Here is a 16,495-nt window from a genome sequence, read left to right on the forward strand (position 1 = left end):
AACACCGCTTGGCGGGGCGCGTTTTCCCTCACTCGCTCCGGCGACCAACCGCGCCGCGTCAATCGGCTCACCCGCCCAGTGCTAGCAGCGCCGCGCGAACCGCCGTCTGCAGCTGCCCCAGCAAGTCCGAATCCCACATCACATAGGCGCCGACCAGCACGTAGCAGGCCTTGGTCGGCGCGAGGCTGCGAGCCTGAATCTCTGCCGCCCAGGCCGGGTGACGCGCGACGGTGCTGGCGGCCAGCATTACGACCACCGTCGCCACGCCGATCAGCACCCCGGCCAGCAGCGCCTCCGTGGCCCCGATGCCGGTGAGAATCGGCAGGTACAGCGCGAGGTGGCAGCGCGTGGTCACCGCAAGCACCGTCAGCACCACCGCCACCGTCGCGGCCTGCGGCGACAGCGCCGGGTCCGTCGGTGACTTGGCGTGCAGCGCGAAGACCAGCGGCAGCAGGCCGACGCCGCCGACCACCCAATCGGGCACGATCAGCTCAAGCCCCAGGCCCAGCGCGTAGCTCAGCCCCATCAGCACCGCATCCGCCGCGAGGTAGCCCAAGGTGACCTGAAGCGGCGCGTATTTTTGCAGCAAAAACAGCAGCAGGAACAGGTACTCCAGGTTCACGCTGACAAAAGCCAGCAGCAACAAGATTAATCGCATGGCGCTTCCTCCTTCGCGCGTTAACGCTTATGTACCGGGGAGCTCACTCCCCGGGCGACGCTAGGCCTGATAGATCTGCTCGACATCCGTCGCGATGTACCAAGCCTCAAGCGGCTGGACGTACAGCGCGATGCCGCCAATGCTGAAGAGCTGGGCGTTGGCCATCGCCGCCATCATCGTTTCGACGGCCTCGGTCGACGGCTTCGCGCCGATGTTGCTCATCGTCAGGGTACGCCGAAGCCCACTCGCGGCGGCAAAAACCAGCCGCAGTTGAACGGTATCATTCATGTGATTCACCTCCTTTCGAGAAGAGCGGGTGGAACCCGTTGAGAGGGTGGAACAAGGCGGGTTTAGCGGGGCGGCAAGCGTAGGACTGGCGCTTGGCGCGTCCTTTGCGTCGAGTGCCAGTCCTAGCTGGACGCACCCGCGTTGCCTTGGGGAACCCGTTGAGAGGGTGGAACAAGGCGGGTTTAGCGGGGCGGCAAGCGTAGGACTGGCGCTTGGCGCGTCCTTTGCGTCGAGTGCCAGTCCTAGCTGGACGCACCCGCGTTGCCTTGGGGAACCCGTTTAGCCGGTGGAACAAGGCGGGTTTAGCGGGGCGGCAAGCGTAGGACTGGCGCTTGGCGCGTCCTTTGCGTCGAGTGCCAGTCCTAGCTGGACGCACCCGCGTTGCCTTGGGGAACCCGTTTAGCCGGTGGAACGCCGTGCAGTTAGCGGGACGGATAGCCTACCCGCTCCCGCCTCCCGCCTCACGGTTACGCGGTCGGCGCCTCGCTGTCTGCGGTGACCTGGTAGACCTTGGTCATCACGGCGTCCGCCAGGTGGTAGCCTGGGTTGAGAATCGCCAGGGCCTCACCGTAGCTGGTGACCGACGCGTCGCGCGGATCGAGGTTGACGTTGCCGAAGCTGCGCTTGAACGTGTCCGTAGCGTCAGTGTCGTTCGCGTAGGTGTACACCACGTGAACAGATTGAATCAGTTGCATTGCACTCACCTCCCTTGCGGCCGGATTAAGCTCTCGCTTGGGCCTACACCTTTAAGACAACAATTTTGGCCAAAAGTGCTAGGGGGTCTAGCAACTTTTGTCAAAATTGTTGTCTTAGTCAGTAAGGAGGCGAAAACAATGACACTCAATGGCATCGATATTTCCAGCAACAACGCACTCAACGGGCACTACATCAACGCCGGCGGCATCCCCGGCAGCTTCGTGATCGTCAAGGCCACGGAAGGCGTCGCCTACAAGAACCCGGTGATGGCCCTCAACCTGAAGCAGGCGAGCGACTCGGGCAAGCTGATTGGGCTTTACCACTACCTGCGCAACAACGACCCGGTGCGGGAGGCCGACTACTTTCTGGACGCGGCCGGGCCTTACCTGGGCCGGGCGCTGTTGGCGCTCGACATCGAAGACGGGCCGCTGCTCAGCCAGGCCGGGCCGGATCACGGGCTGCTTTTTCTTCAGCGCATTGTCAGCCTGACCGGCGTCCGGCCGTTGGTCTACACCAACCTGGCCGAGGAACGCACCCGCAACTGGGCCAAGGTCGTGCAAGGGGGCTTTGGCCTGTGGCTGGCCCAGTACAACAACTACAACCAGGTCACCGGCTACCAGCCCCGGCCGCTGCCGGCCGCACCGCGCTGGTGGCCGGCGGCGACGCTTTTTCAGTACACCAGCAGCGGCCGGCTGCCGGGCTGGGCCGGGCCCTTGGACTTCGACGTGTTCAGCGGCGGCAGCGCCGACTGGGCGGCCCTGGCCGCTGGCGCCAAGAATACCGCGGCGGTCACGCCCAAGGACCCGGTGGTGACCGCCGCCCAGGCCTTCCTCAACCAGCGCTTCAAGGCGGGGCTGGCCACCGACGGCGTGGCGGGACCGCTGACGAAAAAGGCGCTGGTGCGTGGTGTCCAGACCACGCTCAACGCCTTGTACCACGCGGGGCTGGCCGTCGATGGCGTGTTCGGGCCCCGCTCGGCCCAGGCGGTGCGGCCGCTTGGCACCGGCGCCAGCGGCGACCTGGTGCGGCTGATTCAGATTGGCCTGCACCTGGCCGGCCACGACCCGCAAGGCGTGGACGGGGTGTTCGGCGCCAAGACCCGCGCCGCGGTGGTGGCCTTCCAGCAGGCCAGGCGGCTGGTGGCCGATGGCATCGTCGGACCCCTGACCGCCACTCAGCTGTTCGCGTGACCCGACCGCCGCCAACAGACCAAAAAGCCGCGGGTATCACGCGGCTGCTGTCTCAGCAGCTGCGCCGGCACCCGCGGCTTTTTGAAATTCAATCGGGCCAAGGCAGCGTTCGCACCGGCCGCGGTCTGGCCGCCCCGGTTCAGCGGAAGCCGAACGCGCTGCGGCCGCTTTGCAGGTCGTCGATCACCAGCTTCCGCAGGCGCCCGGCCGCCTCGCAGCGCCGCACGAAGGTCGCTGGGCTCATCGGCGTCGCGACCAGCCGCAGGACGTGCCACCGCCCGTCGCCGAGTCGCACCTGACAGCTGAAGCCTGCCGGGCCCAGGCAGGTCGCGCGGTACACGCGGCCCATCCCCAGCCACAAGCTGCCGGTCGGGCTGCGGGTCAGACACACCAGGTGGTTGTGCAGGTACGGCAGACTCCAAGGCAGCGCGGCAACCCCCAATTCCGCTTCGACCTGCCGCTCACAGGCGGCGAGGTCGGCCGCCCCCCGCTTCTGACTGTCCCGGGCGGCCGCGATCAGCTGGGCCGGCGAACAATCGCTTCGGTACCAACGGCCGTGAGCCAAAAGCACCGCACCAGGGCCACCGGAAGCGTTGGCGACGGCCACTAGCAGCGCGACGCCGTCCAGTGACGCCCCGCTGTGCCAATCCGCCGTGGTCAGCGCTTGCGGCGCGACCGGGTAACCATCAAGCGTCAGGATCACCGCCGATTTTTGCTTTGTCGTTCTCATCTGAATCCCTCCTTAGCCTAAAATCGTTTTCATTCTAGCAACATTTTTATAAATATACGAATATTATGCTCATTTCGAATAAAAATCGGCCGGAGTTTCACTTAACAATTGCCGTGCGGCCGCCACTTGCGCCGGCCGCACCGGACCCAGTGCCGCCAGGCCCCGTCGTATCGGTCCTGGCCACGCCGAAGGTCGCGTTGGCGCCGGCGCGACCCCGCGGTAACCTGACGTCATCATCGATGAATAACCCGCGCGGTTGACTGCAGCGACCGCGTCCGAGAAGGCATTGTGATGACCCTTGACATCGATTCCCTGCTCCGCGACTATGACCCCCTGATTCGCCGGGTGGCGACCCACGCCGGCGACTTCGACCAGTTCTACGGGGAGGCGCTGGAACTCGCCTGGCACTTCATCGCCACCGAGTACCCGGCCTACCAGTCCCGCGGCGCAAGTGACGACTTCGCTCACCTGCTGGCCTGGCGCCTCAAGCGCAGCTTGGCCACCCTGGCTCGCAACCGCCGCACTGGCCAACGGCGCCAGGACCGCGTCGCCCGGGTCCTGCAGGAGGCAGTCCGGGAGCCACCGCCGGCCGCGCAGCCGATTGAGCCGCTGCTGGTGACGGAGGCGCTGGTCGGACTTTGGCCGCGGCTCACCGCAAGCGAGCGGCGGGTGCTGAACCTGGCCTACCAAGGCGCGACCAACGCCGCGATCGCCCGGGAGCTCGGCCTGTCGCACCAGCGCGTCACCCAGCTGCGAGCCGCCATTCGCAAGAAATTTTTGGCGGCAAATAATGATAGCGGTCCCAACCGTTGAGTGATAGAATGATTAGAAAATGAGCGCATCGTGAGACTCACGGTCGCGCTGACGGAGGCCGCCATGCACGGATTACTGTCGCTCGAGCTCAAGAAGCACCCCTGGTCGCTGCACCTCGCTGCCCTGCTCGGTCTGCTGCTGCTTTTCGCGGTGCCGCTGGGGCACCACCTCGGGATTCTCACCACCACCTACCGCTACGTCGCCGGCACCCGTTTTCCCTCCTACGACCCAAGCCCCGCCACGACGATGGAACAGGCGGCGCCTGGCCAGCGAGCGGCCGCAAAGCGCCAGGTACTTGCCGACTTGAAGGCCAATCCCAACCTCACCGCCGCCAAGCCGACGCTGGCTTTGCTGAGCGCGATTCGCGACCCGCTGGCCGAACGCGACTACCTGACCGTCGACCGGCTGACGCTCGCCGCCATCACCAAGCACCCCGAGATTCTCGACAACATCGGGAGGCTGGACTTCATCGAAAACACCTTCACCAGCTCCCAGCTGAACCTGGAGGCCAAGCAGCAGATTCTAGCCTACTACGTCAAGCACCGCATCAACGCGCTGCCGGCGATCGCCAGCCGCGGCACGGCCGCCGCTGCGGTCTACGGCGTGTTCTCCCACTACGGCAGCCACGTCTGGAAGTGGACGATGGTCGGCACCCGCAAGCACTACTTCTACAAGCTCAACGCCGGCACCACGCTGACTTGGGTGTTTCTCTTCTACGCCGCCTTCGTGCTGACGGCGGCGCTTGGGTACGACCAGCGCCACAACACCGAGACCCTGATGCGCATGACGCCGCGCCGCGACCTGCGCATGGTCGCGACGCAGGCGGCCCTCACGCTCGCCGTCATCGCCGTCGTGCTGGTCGCCTTGGTCGGCCTGGCGATGCTGATCACCGCCATCGTGCCGGGCAAGCGCATGGGAACCCTGTGGCAGCCGGTGCTTCACACCACCCCGGCCAGCGTCTACCTGACGCCGATGTGGCAGGAGATTGCGCTGCAGCTCGGAATGCTGTGGCTTTGGGCAGCGCTTTTGGCCGGCGTCGCCTTCCTGGTCACGCAGCTCACTGACAACCCGCTGCTGGCGCTGCTGATGACCTGCGCCGCGTTCTTCCTGGCACCGCTGCACGTGCTGGACGCCTTGCCGTTGGCGGTGCAAAAAGTGCTGCCGGCCTTTTACACCAACCCGCCGGCCATCTTGGCCAAGGCCGAGCCCTTCAACAACACGACGCCGGCGAGCGTCTTTCTCGTGCTGGCGGTTTGGGCGGTCGGCTTTTGGGCCGCTGCGGCGGTCGTGCAGCAGCTGCGCTACCGCCGGCTGGTGCTGGGCCACTAGGTTCGGTGATCTGAATCCAGCTACGCCAAAAAAACGCCGGAGCCGGTCGTGATGCGACATCACGGCCAGTTCCAGCGTTTTTTTTGGTTTGGGCTTGCTCAGGCTTGCTCGGGCTTGCTCGGTTTGCTCGACTTGCTCGACTTGTTCGGGCTTGATCGAATTGCTCGGACTTGTTCGAATTGCTCGGACTTGCTCGAGTTCACCTACAGTCGGGCCGGGCTAGCGCAGCACCGGCCTAACGCCGAGTCAGGTGCAGCTCGGTCAGCTCACCCATCGCGGTGCGGTCGCCCAGCCCAGCTCTTGGTCCGAGGACTTAGCGCTGGTCCGGCCGGGCCGGGGCCGGACATAGTGGTCCATCCGGGCCGGAGCCCGACTCGGCAAATTCTTCCTAGGCCGCAAGCCCTGCGTAGATCTGGTCGAGGTTCCACTTCATCATCGTGTAGTAGGTGTCGCCGGTGGTGCCGGCGGCGGCCAAGGAGTCGGTGAAGAGCTTGGCGTAGATGGTGCGGCCGCTTTCCTTGGCCACTTTTTGCATGGCCTTGGGCGAGACCGAGCTTTCGACGAAGACGTGACGGCCGGTGCTTGTCGCGAGCTTGCCCAGCACCGCCTGAAGCTGCGCCGGGGTGCCTTGCGACTCGGTGTTGATCTCCCAGATGTAGGTCGGGGTGACGCCGTAAGCGGCGCCGAAGTACTTGAACGCGCCTTCCGAGGTGACCAGGACGCGCCGGTCTTCGGGCAGCTTGCGGTATTTGGCGACCGCGGCCTCGTGCAGCGCCTCGAGCTTGGCCACGTAGGCGTCGGCGTTTTGGCCGAACACCGCCGCGTTGGCCGGGTCGGCCGCACTCAGGCGCTTGGCGATGGTGCGAACGTACTGGATGCCGTTTTGCAAGTCCAGCCAGGCGTGGGGGTCGACCTCGTTCGCGTTGGTGGTCAGGTGCTTGGGCGTGACGCCCTCGGACGCGGCGAAAACGGTCTTGCCGAACGCCTGCCCGGTGGTGGTCACCAGCTTCTTGAACCAGCCAGAGCCGCCGGTTTCGAGGTTCAGGCCGTTGTGAAACAGCAGATCGGCCTCGGCGGCGGCGGCGACGTCGCTGGGCCGCGGTTCGTACTCGTGGGGGTCGACGCCGCGGCGAACAATGCTGTAGACCTCGACGTCGCGACCGCCGACTTCTTGGACCATGTCGGCCAGAATCGAGTTGGTCGCGACCACCCGCAGCTTGGCGCCGGTCGCCTGCTGCTGGGTCGCGGCCCGGGTGGCGATGAAGTGATGGACGCCGAACAGCATGGCGGCGACGGCGGCCAGGGTGAGCAGAATTTTTCTCATTGGGTGACCCTCCGGCGCAGGAAGCCCTGCTTGGGCGAGGCGACGAACGACAGGCCGAACAAGGCGGCTGCGACCAGAACGATGGCCGGGCCGGACGCCCAGTTGAAGGTGAAGCTCAGGTACAGCCCCGCGGTGGCGGCGACCGCCCCGATGACGGCGGCCAACACCAGCATCACGTGCAGCCGGTCGGTCCAAAGAAACGCCGTGGCCGCCGGCGTGATCAGCATCGCGACCACCAGGATGATGCCGACGGTCTGAAGCGACGACACGGTCACTAGGGTCAGCACCAGCATCAGGGCGTAATGCACCACCTGGGCCGGCAACCCGTAAGTCCGGGCGAAGGTCTCATCGAAACTGGTGATGAACAGTTCCTTGTAAAACACCACGACGAAGACGACGACCAGCCCCAGCACAACGGCGGTGGTCATGATGTCCGAATCCGACACGGCCAGGATGTTCCCGAACAGGATGTGGTGCAGGTTCGTCGCGCTTTCGGCCAGCGAGATCAGGATGAAGCCCAGCGCGTAAAAGGCCGAAAAGACGATGCCGATGCTGGTGTCGGTCTTAATCTTGCTGCGTGACGCGACGAAGCCGATCAGCATCGCTGCCAGGATGCCGAACACCGACGCCCCGAGCAGCACGTTGATGCCGAGCATGTAGGCGACGGCGACGCCGGGCAGCACGGCGTGGGAGATCGCGTCGCCCATCAGAGACATCCCCCGCAGGATGATGAAGCTGCCGACGATGCCGGACATCACACCGACCATGATGGCGGTGATCAAGGCGCTTTGGAGAAAATCGTACTTACCAAGCGCCGCTACGAAATCGGTCAGGGTGGTCATGCCGTCACCTCCGGTTCAAAAAGCACGGTGGCCAGGTCCTGCGAGAAGGCCTTGGCAATGTTTGGCGCGGTGTAGACCTGCCGGGTCGGCCCGGCCGCCACGATGCCGCGGTTGACGATCACCAACTCGTCGAAGTAGTCGAATACCTTGTTCAGGTCGTGGTGAACCACGATAATCGTCTTGCCGGCGTCGCGCCATGCCTTGAGGATTGTCATGATCGCGGCCTCGCTTTGCACGTCGATGCCGACGAAGGGTTCGTCAAGAATGATCAGGTCGGCGTCTTGGACGATTGCCCGGGCGACGAACACCCGCTGCAGCTGGCCGCCGGAGAGCTGGCCGATCTGCCGGTGCGTGAAGGCGGTCAGGTCGACCTGGTGCAAGGCGTTGAGGCTGGCGGCTTTTTCGGCCTTACCGGGGCTCTTGAACAGCCCGAGGTTGGCGTAGGTGCCGGTCAGCACCACGTCCAGCACCGAGGCCGGGAAGGTCAGGTCCAGCTCCTTGCGCTGTTCGACGTAAGCGACGTTTTTTCGGCTGTCCTTGATCGGGCGGTCATTGAACGTGACGGTTCCGGTGGCTTTGATCAGGCCGAGGGCGGCCTTGATCATGGTTGATTTACCCGCACCGTTGGGGCCGATGATCCCAGTAATGGCGCCTGCGTGAAAGTCCACGGCAACATCAGAGAAGACTGGTGTGTCATCGTAAGCAACGGTGAGGGCCGTGAGCTTGAGCATGCGGCACCTCCATTATTTTTAGGGACGTCTAAACTATCTACACTAATTCTACCCAAGCCTCGCTCAAAAGGCAACCACGGCCCGATTGGCGGCGCCAAAAAGCGGTCGCACCGGCGTTCTCACGTCGTTGCGGCCGCCAAATTGTGGCACGGGTGGTGCAACAAACCAGACCGCCCGGCACGACTTGGAGAATCGTGCCGGGGCAGGTTCTGAGGTGGTGACAGTGTTTGCACAACGCGGGGAAGCCGCTGTGACATGTGGCGTCTTCATAGCCAAGCGGAACGCACAACCCCTGCCGCAGGCCGCCTTGCCCGACCGCCGGATTCAAGTCGTGTCCCACAGTGTCGTGATACACGATAGCCAACGCGAGCTTAAAAATTGCCGGCGCCGGAATTTTCCATTATTGTAGTCACGGGGCGGCCGTCTACTCGCCGCCTTCGCCCAAAAGCCGCGGCAGCTCAAAGACACCTGCAATCACCCGGTCGGCGGCGCGTTGGTCCAGCGCGTAGCCGGTCGGCCGCACCGCCCAGGTCTCAAGGCCGGCACCCTTGGCCGCGGCGATGCCGACCGCGCTGTCCTCGATGGCCAGGCAGGCGGCGGCCGAAAGCCCCAGCGCGGCGAGCGCGGTCCGGTAGATCAAGGGGTCCGGCTTGTTGGCCGGCAGGTCGACGCCGCTGATGATCCGGTCGAAGCGCAGGTCGCACTCGGCGACGAAGCGCTGCAGGTCCGGCATCGCCCCGGCCGAGGCCAGCGCCAGCTGGAAGCCGTGGCCGCGCAGCCACGCCAGGGCCGCGGCCACGCCGGGCTTCAGGATGCTTGGGAACGGCACGGGCTGCGCCGCGACGGCCGCCTCGAACATCGCGCGTTGCCGCTGCCGCAGCGCGGCATCGGTCGGAAATGCCTGCAGCCAAAAGGCGTCGTCGGCCACCCCCGCCGTCTCCGCCAGCGAAAAATGCGCCGGCGTCACGCCGGTTTCTCTGAACTGCTTTTGCCGCCACCGGAAGTACAGCGGCTCGCTGTCGATCAGCACCCCATCTAGGTCAAAAATCACTGCCTGCTTCTTCATTCGATCCTCCCGCCACCCGTGCGGCGCTTTTGCATTGCCACTAGATGTAAACGTTTTCTAAACATTCATTCGATTAAGGAGCGTACCCATGGCAGACCCCTGCGAGCTGCAAGGCGTGTTCAACCGCCTGACGCTGTACACCACCACCGGCACCACCCGGACCGGCGAACCCGTCACCCGTCCCTTCGTCTCCGCCCCCAACGCGTTGCGCGTCGGCTTCACCCCCACCTTCATCCAGGCCGACGTGCGGTGCGGCGACACGGCGCTGGTCGGCGGCCGCACCCAGCTTTGGTACATCGCCCCGCCCGGCACCGGCGCCGCCCTGATTGAAGCCTGGGTCGCCGCCGGTCGCAGCTTCGCCGCAGACAGGCGCCTGGCGACCCTGCAAAGCCAGCTGGTGCCACTCCTAGTGCTGCCAGAACCCCGCTACGTCACCCGGATGGCAAGCGCCGCCCGACCGCGGCGATCACTAGCCTACGAGCCGTTCATGCTGGACTATCCCGGAGCCCTGGTCCGGCTGGGCAAGGAATGGCTGCACCAGCCAATCATGCGCCGCCGGCCAGCGGCGCCGAAAACGGAACTGCGACGGTAACCGTGGCCGTTGCGTGACCGCCCACCTTGGCTACCGTGGCCGCGGCGGCCTGGGCCCCAGCTCGCTGCGCTGTCGACGCGTCGTTCGGGTGCCGGCAGCGCGGCGAGCCGCACCACGATTCTACCATATTTAACGGGACCAAAAAGGCCACGATTCACACTGAATCGTGGCCTGAAGGGTCAGCGGGTCGGCACAGCGGCCGCTTGCCCCATGCGCGTGGTCAAAAGGCGCAGCCCGGGTTGCACCGCCGCGGCCAGGTCGATTGTGTCGTGCGACCTGCCGGCAATCAGCAGCTCCTCAAGCACCGTTTTTTGATACAGACCGCGAATCACCGGGGCCAGGGCCGCCGCCGTCGCTTCCGCCATCGCCAGGGGGCCGCGCATCGCCGCCAGTGCCTGGGCCACGCTGCCCGTGGCCTGAGCCTCGCGTTCGCGGCACCAGCTCACCTGCGTTGCGGTCAGAAGCGGCCGTTCGCGAACCAGGATCAGCAGGGTCTCGGCGACCGCCGGCGTCGCCAGCACCTGCCACCAGGCGGCCATGCCGGTCAAAAGTCTTGCCTCAAGCGCGGCCGCGTCGGCCGGGGCGCCCAGCTGCCACACCGGCAGCGGCGGCCAGTCGGCACCGGCGGCGATGATGGCATCGAGTACCGCCCGTTTGCCACCGGGAAAGTAATAGTAAAGCAGCCCCGGGCTTTCGCTGCCGCCGAGGTTCAGCCGCCGCGTGGTGGTCGCCTGGTACCCCTGCGTGGCAAACAGGTGCCGGGCCAGCGTCAGCAGGCGCGTTCGCGGGTCCGTTGCCCCGCGGCCTTCAATCGTCGTCACCGGCCTCACTCCCGCACGATCAGCACCGAGATGTCGGCATACTTGGCCATGTAGGCGGCCTGGCTGCCGAAGTGCCGGGCCAGGCCCTTCTTGGACTCGGCGCCGATGATCAACAGGTCCGGCTGCACCTCGGGAATGATCGTCTTGATGATGGTCTCCCCGGCGTCGCCCTCGCCGATGATCGCGCGAACCTTGGCGATGCCGGCCTTTTCCGCCAGCTCGACGTAGGCGTTGAGGTGAGCCTCAAGCTCGGCGCGTTCGCCGTGAACGTAATCCTTGCTCAGCGCCTGGTAGACGTTCATCTCGCCGGACTCCAGAATGCTTGTGATGATGAGCTCGGCCGCGTCGGCCTTGGCGCGGTGGATGGCGTAGCGAAAAGCCGCCAGCGCATCCGCCGAGTCGTCGACCCCGACCAGAATTTTGGTATAATCTTCTGCCATAGTTGTGCCTCCCTAAGAATTATCTACCCTATCAACTTAATTATCGCGGGTGGCGGTCGCCTCGTGCAACTTTGCCGCGGCGATGTGGTCGGCCAGCCGCTGGTTGCCGCGGCGCAGGTCGGCGATGCACCAGACCAGAAGCGCCAGGATCGCCGCAATCGCCACGTAGGCCGCGATGTGAGCCGATAGTACCGCATCGGCGCTGGCACCGTCACCCAGGAAGTCGGCGAAGGACTTCGGCAGGTTCAGCATGTTCAGGAAGGTCAGGCCGATCACGGAAATCCAGCCGCAGACCTTGACCCACGTTGAGTTCTTGAACCGGGCCCCCATTTCGGCCGGGCTGTCCGTCAGCATCAGAAGCGGCAGCATCGAAAACGGCAGGGCGAAGGCCAAAAATACCTGCGAGTTATTCATCAGCGTGTTCAGCGCCTCGTGCTGGTCGACCTTGTTCAGGCCGCTGGTCATCGCGACGCAGATCAAAACTGGAATCACGGAGATCAGCCGGGTGACCAGGCGCCGGGCCCAAAGCGGCATCCGCATGTGAACGAACCCCTCCATGATCACCTGCCCGGTCAGGGTGCCGGTGATCGTGGAGTTTTGGCCCGAGGCCAGCAGGGCGACGGCGAACAGGATGGACAAAATGCCGGACTTGGCGACGGCGATCAACACGCCGTTGCTCAGCGTGTCGGTGTTCGACAGCGCTTCGTACAGGCCGAAGAAGGACGGGTCCTTGACGGCGCCGGACTTGAACACCGCCACCCCCATGATCAGCAACAGCGCGTTGACCACGAAGGCGAAGCTGAGCTGAATGTTGGAGTCCCACTGCGAGAAGCGAACCGCCGTGGCGACTTCGTCCGGATCGTCGTGGTTGAGCTTGCGCGTCTGTGAAATCGCGGAGTGCAGGTACAGGTTGTGCGGCATCACGGTGGCCCCGATGATGCCCAAGGCCCCGCTCAACGGCGTCATGCCGGCGACGGTCGGGCTGATCGCGACGGACTTGGCGCTAGGCACCAACCCGAGGATCACCTGCCCCCACTGCGGGTCGGACAAGGCGACCTGGTAGGCGAAGACCAGCAGAATCACCAGAATCAAGCAGACCACAATCGCCTCGATTTTGCGGAAGCCGATTTTGGTCAAAAGCAGCAGGATCAAGACGTCCAAAACGGTCAGGAACACCGCGATGACCAGGGGAATCTTGAACAGCAGGTACAAGGCGATCGCCGCCCCGATGACCTCGGCGATGTCGGTCGCCATGATGGCAAACTCGGTCATGATCCAGAGGATGATGCCCAGCGGCTTGCTGGTCCTGGCGCGAATCGCCTGGGCGAGGTCCATGCGGGTGACGATGCCGAGCTTGGCCGCCATGTTCTGCAGCAGCATCGCAATCAGACTCGAAATCAGGATGATGCTCATCAGGAGGTAGCCGAAGTTCTGACCACCGGTGATGCTGGTCGACCAGTTACCGGGGTCCATGTACCCGACGGCGACTAGGGCCCCGGGTCCGGAGTAGGCGAATAAGGTTCGCCAAAATCCTTTGCCCTTGGGGACCTCCACGGTGCCGTTAATCTCCTCCAAAGACGGCCCGTTCGCGTATTCGATCAGCTTGTGCTTGCGTGGTTCTTCTGCCATGCTACCCTTCCTTTCTGCCGGGCCACCGCGGCCCGGCTGCCGCATTCGCGGCGTCACAATCATGTTCCTAATAATTCCAAAATCAGTATACGGCGGTCCTTGCCGAAGTTAAAGGATTTTTTAAGGCACGGCTAACTCGTCAATTTTGGGCAGCGTCGCGAGATGATAACGGCGATCTAAACAAGCGTCGCAAAATGCCAATGACCGTTCCGAGAAGACGCCACCAATTCCACCTAAAGTTGACTGAGCGACCGTTTAAGCGAAATTCGTCGCTGGTTCGAGGCTTGACGGCGCGAGAAAAACCGTTTTCTTACGTTACAACGAAGGCGATTGAGTCGGACAATCGGTTATTATCCGCCGAAAATTCGCCTCCTAACGAATCTCAAAAAAGTTCGCCACGCTTAATTAAATTTTTATGTGAGGCGAGCTCCAGCGCATTCCGCGACGGTTTCGCTGACGAATGCCCGTAACTAGGCATTTCGGTAAGTTCGCCGACACTAACTTTAGCCAAGGGGACCAGGAGGCGTCGCACCGCGGCCCGTTGTCGCACGAACAACGGCCTGCCGATTGGCACCTCAGCGGTTGGCCGCCGTGCAGCCGTCACTAACGCGGCGGCGGCGGTGCGACCACCGCCACGCGCCGCAAGTTAGCGTGGCCTTAATCTTCGTCGCGGCACCAAAAAGGCCGCCACGCTCACGCGTGACGGCCACAACGGTTGTTCGGTTACGCCTCCAACACCTTTTCCAAGAAGCTCTGCAGCCTCGGGCACTGCGGGTGGTTGAAGATCTGCTCCGGGGTCCCCTGCTCCATAATCTGGCCGTCGCCGAAGAAGACGACGCGGTCGGCGACCTCCTTGGCAAAGCCCATTTCGTGGGTCACGATCACCATGGTCATGCCCTGCTTGGCCAGCTTGCGCATGACGGCCAGGACGTCGCCGACCATTTCCGGGTCAAGCGCCGAGGTCGGCTCGTCGAACAGCATGATGTCCGGCTTCATCGCCAGGGCCCGGGCGATGGCGACGCGCTGCTTTTGGCCGCCGGAGAGCTTGGCCGGCCGGGCATCCGCCTTGTCGGCCAGGCCGACCACATCCAGCAGGCGCCGCCCTTCCTTGGCGGCCGCGTCCTTGCTCATCAGACCCAGCTCGACCGGCGCCAGCGTGATGTTGCCCAGCACGGTGAGGTTGGGAAAAAGGTTGAAGTGCTGGAACACCATGCCGATTTTGGTTCGCACCTGGTCGATGTTGACGTGCGGCTTGGCGATGTCGACGCCGTCGATTAGGATCTCGCCGGCGCTGGTGGTTTCCAGGCCGTTCATCATCCGCAGCACCGTGCTTTTCCCCGCCCCGGAGGCGCCGATCAGCACGACGACCTCGTTGTCTTGCACCGCCAGGTTGACGCCCTTGATCACCTCGTTGTGACCGTAGCGCTTGTGAACGTCCTTCATTTCGATTCGGGTCTTGGTCATTATCGCACCTTCTTTTGGATGTAGTTGGACAGCCAGGTCAACAGGGTGATCAAGATCAGGTAGATCAAGGCGACAATCGTCCAGATCTTGAAGCCCTCCATGTTCCGGGCGATGATGATTTTACCGGTCTGGGTCAGCTCCAAGAGGCCCAGCACCGACAGGATCGAGGTGTCCTTGAGCGTGATGATGAACTGGTTGACGAAGCTTGGAATCATGATGCGGATGCCCTGCGGCAGGATCACGCGCCGCATCGCCTTGCCCCAAGGCAGGCCGAGGCTTCGCGCCGCCTCCATCTGGCCACGGTCGACCGCCGCGATGCCGCCCTTGACGAAGGCCGCCGTGTAGGCCCCTTCGTTGAGCGTCAGGGTGATGATGCCGGCGACGAAGGCCGGAATTTTGAAACCAATCAGCCCCGGCACCCCGGTGTAGATGAACAGGGCCAACACGATCATCGGCAGGCCGCGGAACACGTAGACGAAGGTCGCGGCGACGCCTTGGGCGAAGCGGTTGGGAATCACGCCGAGCAGCCCGACCAGGATGCCGACCACGGTGGCGCAGAGGATGCCGACCACGGTCAGCTCCAGCGTCTCGGCCAGCCCGGCCACAAGCGTCTGGCGGTTGGCCTTCAACAGGCCCCAGAAGCTGCGATCGGTTTCTTGGGTCTTCTTGGTCGCCGCCGACTGCGACTTTTGCGAGCCGTCGCCGACGTACTTGGCGACGATCTTGGCGTAGTCGCCCGACGCTCGCAGCTTCTTGAGGCCGGCGTTAATCTTTGCGACCAGCTGCGGCTTGGCCTTTTGCACCGCGATGCCGTAGTCGTTGGCCGCGTAAGGCTTTGAGTTGACCACCCGCAACGCGACGCCCTGGGCGATGCCGTACTGCATCACCGGGAAGTCCTCGAAGCAGGCCTGCGAGTTGCCGGAGGTCACGTCTTGGTAGACGTTGTTGGAGTCGTCGAAGGTGACGACGGAAAAGCCGTACCGCTTGGCGTGAGCCGTCGCAAAGGCGGCCGATTCCGTGCCGGTTTTGACCGCCACGCGCTTGCCGCGCAAGCCGGCCAGGCCCGAGACCTTGCTGGTTTTGGCGACCGCCATCGCGATGCCCGACTGGTAGTACGGGTCGGACATCGCGAACTTCTGCTGCCGCTCGGGGGTGATGCTCATCCCCGCCATCACGCCGTCGACCTGCTTGGCCTCAAGCGCCTGAACCGCCGCGTTGAAGCCCAGGATTTTCCACTGCACCTTGAACCCCTCGGCCTTGCCGATCGCGTTGAGCAAGTCGATGTCGATGCCGACGTACTGGTTGTTCTTGTCCGCGAATTCGAAGGGGGCGAAGGTCACGTCCGTCCCGATGGTGTAGGTCTGTTCGGCTGCCTGCACCTGCTGTTCCTGGGGCTTCCCCCATGTCATAATCGATAGCAACAGCGCCAATACCGGCACCCATAGCTTGCGTCTCATCACCTACACCGCTTTCCTTGTTTTGTTGGGTGACCGCCGCGGCCGCGACGGCACAAGAACGAGCATACCCATAATGCTCGGACGGGTCGAGTGATAATGTGAGCTAAGCTGACATTAGCGGTAATTAAATCCCGCTCTCATTCGCTTGGGCGGCGGGTGGCGCCTTAACCGGCGGGAATTGGCAGCGATCACAGGGGTCGCGCCGGCTTTCTTTGAAATTTATGGCGACTGCCACCGAAATGAAATCAGTTTTTAAGGTTGACAGGAAAAATGTCATGCAGTAGGCTTGACTCAAGTTCGCAAGGGAGGGATTACCATGGCCCAGGTTACGCTGAGCATGTGCATGGCTATGTGTTGCTGTTATGACAATCATAACGGCTTCTTTCACGTACCCGTAGTGCATGCTCACCGGCGACCGGTCACGG

General features: G+C 63.8%; 17 protein-coding genes. 4 read left to right on the forward strand and 13 right to left on the reverse strand.

The window, feature by feature from the left end:
* Positions 1-67: 67 nt before the first annotated feature.
* From NUH19_RS06600 to NUH19_RS06610, 3 genes are all read right to left on the reverse strand, one after another.
* Entirely contained in the window at positions 68-658 is a 591-nt protein-coding gene (locus NUH19_RS06600) for a hypothetical protein (protein ID WP_262315762.1), read from the reverse strand.
* 60 nt (positions 659-718) lie between these two features.
* The gene (locus NUH19_RS06605; protein WP_262315763.1) at positions 719-946 is read right to left on the reverse strand and encodes a DUF2922 domain-containing protein; all 228 of its coding nucleotides are present in this window, start codon (positions 944-946) and stop codon (positions 719-721) included.
* 467 nt (positions 947-1,413) lie between these two features.
* Complete coding sequence (locus NUH19_RS06610; RefSeq protein ID WP_262315764.1) at positions 1,414-1,641, reverse strand: hypothetical protein; 228 nt, start codon at positions 1,639-1,641, stop codon at positions 1,414-1,416.
* A gap of 138 nt (positions 1,642-1,779) precedes the next feature.
* On the opposite strand from NUH19_RS06610, the gene NUH19_RS06615 reads away from it, so the two are divergent.
* Complete coding sequence (locus tag NUH19_RS06615; RefSeq protein WP_262315765.1) at positions 1,780-2,832, forward strand: GH25 family lysozyme; 1,053 nt, start codon at positions 1,780-1,782, stop codon at positions 2,830-2,832.
* 139 nt (positions 2,833-2,971) lie between these two features.
* Here the strand turns inward: NUH19_RS06615 and NUH19_RS06620 are convergent, their stop codons facing one another.
* Complete coding sequence (locus tag NUH19_RS06620; RefSeq protein WP_262315766.1) at positions 2,972-3,562, reverse strand: hypothetical protein; 591 nt, start codon at positions 3,560-3,562, stop codon at positions 2,972-2,974.
* 291 nt (positions 3,563-3,853) lie between these two features.
* On the opposite strand from NUH19_RS06620, the gene NUH19_RS06625 reads away from it, so the two are divergent.
* Both NUH19_RS06625 and NUH19_RS06630 read left to right on the forward strand, forming a co-directional pair.
* Positions 3,854-4,375 (forward strand): LuxR C-terminal-related transcriptional regulator, encoded by a 522-nt coding sequence (locus tag NUH19_RS06625; RefSeq protein ID WP_262315767.1) that lies wholly within the window; start codon positions 3,854-3,856, stop codon positions 4,373-4,375.
* 63 nt (positions 4,376-4,438) lie between these two features.
* Positions 4,439-5,704 (forward strand): hypothetical protein, encoded by a 1,266-nt coding sequence (locus NUH19_RS06630; protein ID WP_262315768.1) that lies wholly within the window; start codon positions 4,439-4,441, stop codon positions 5,702-5,704.
* Positions 5,705-6,092: 388 nt separating this feature from the next.
* Here NUH19_RS06630 and NUH19_RS06635 read toward each other — a convergent pair whose 3' ends face one another.
* From NUH19_RS06635 to NUH19_RS06650, 4 genes are all read right to left on the reverse strand, one after another.
* Positions 6,093-7,028 carry a metal ABC transporter solute-binding protein, Zn/Mn family gene (locus tag NUH19_RS06635; RefSeq protein WP_262315769.1) on the reverse strand — a complete coding sequence of 312 codons (936 nt, stop codon included), beginning with the start codon at positions 7,026-7,028 and terminating at the stop codon, positions 6,093-6,095.
* On the reverse strand, positions 7,025-7,870 hold the full coding sequence (locus NUH19_RS06640; protein ID WP_262315770.1) for a metal ABC transporter permease: 846 nt from the start codon (positions 7,868-7,870) through the stop codon (positions 7,025-7,027). The genes NUH19_RS06635 and NUH19_RS06640 overlap by 4 nt, the downstream gene beginning before the upstream one ends.
* Complete coding sequence (locus NUH19_RS06645; RefSeq protein ID WP_262315771.1) at positions 7,867-8,601, reverse strand: metal ABC transporter ATP-binding protein; 735 nt, start codon at positions 8,599-8,601, stop codon at positions 7,867-7,869. Before NUH19_RS06645 ends, NUH19_RS06640 begins: the two co-directional genes overlap by 4 nt.
* Positions 8,602-9,025: 424 nt before the next feature.
* Positions 9,026-9,667 (reverse strand): HAD family hydrolase, encoded by a 642-nt coding sequence (locus NUH19_RS06650; protein ID WP_262315772.1) that lies wholly within the window; start codon positions 9,665-9,667, stop codon positions 9,026-9,028.
* Between the two features lie 88 nt (positions 9,668-9,755).
* Here NUH19_RS06650 and NUH19_RS06655 point away from each other — a divergent pair, with 88 nt between their 5' ends.
* Positions 9,756-10,259 carry a hypothetical protein gene (locus NUH19_RS06655; protein WP_262315773.1) on the forward strand — a complete coding sequence of 168 codons (504 nt, stop codon included), beginning with the start codon at positions 9,756-9,758 and terminating at the stop codon, positions 10,257-10,259.
* Positions 10,260-10,438: 179 nt separating this feature from the next.
* Here NUH19_RS06655 and NUH19_RS06660 read toward each other — a convergent pair whose 3' ends face one another.
* From NUH19_RS06660 to NUH19_RS06680, 5 genes are all read right to left on the reverse strand, one after another.
* Positions 10,439-11,080 carry a helix-turn-helix domain-containing protein gene (locus NUH19_RS06660; protein ID WP_262315774.1) on the reverse strand — a complete coding sequence of 214 codons (642 nt, stop codon included), beginning with the start codon at positions 11,078-11,080 and terminating at the stop codon, positions 10,439-10,441.
* Between the two features lie 5 nt (positions 11,081-11,085).
* On the reverse strand, positions 11,086-11,520 hold the full coding sequence (locus NUH19_RS06665) for a universal stress protein (RefSeq protein ID WP_262315775.1): 435 nt from the start codon (positions 11,518-11,520) through the stop codon (positions 11,086-11,088).
* Positions 11,521-11,556: 36 nt separating this feature from the next.
* Positions 11,557-13,149, reverse strand: a complete 1,593-nt coding sequence (locus NUH19_RS06670) for an Nramp family divalent metal transporter (RefSeq protein WP_262315776.1) — start codon at positions 13,147-13,149, stop codon at positions 11,557-11,559.
* A gap of 723 nt (positions 13,150-13,872) precedes the next feature.
* A complete protein-coding gene (locus NUH19_RS06675; protein WP_262315777.1) occupies positions 13,873-14,613 on the reverse strand; it encodes an amino acid ABC transporter ATP-binding protein in 741 nt (246 codons plus the stop codon).
* Positions 14,613-16,022: an ABC transporter substrate-binding protein/permease gene (locus tag NUH19_RS06680; RefSeq protein WP_420844674.1), complete on the reverse strand. Its 1,410-nt coding sequence runs from the start codon at positions 16,020-16,022 to the stop codon at positions 14,613-14,615. Before NUH19_RS06680 ends, NUH19_RS06675 begins: the two co-directional genes overlap by 1 nt.
* Between the last annotated feature and the right edge of the window lie 473 nt (positions 16,023-16,495).

It is taken from the genome of Lacticaseibacillus parakribbianus (assembly GCF_025490915.1).
Taxonomy (GTDB): domain Bacteria; phylum Bacillota; class Bacilli; order Lactobacillales; family Lactobacillaceae; genus Lacticaseibacillus; species Lacticaseibacillus parakribbianus.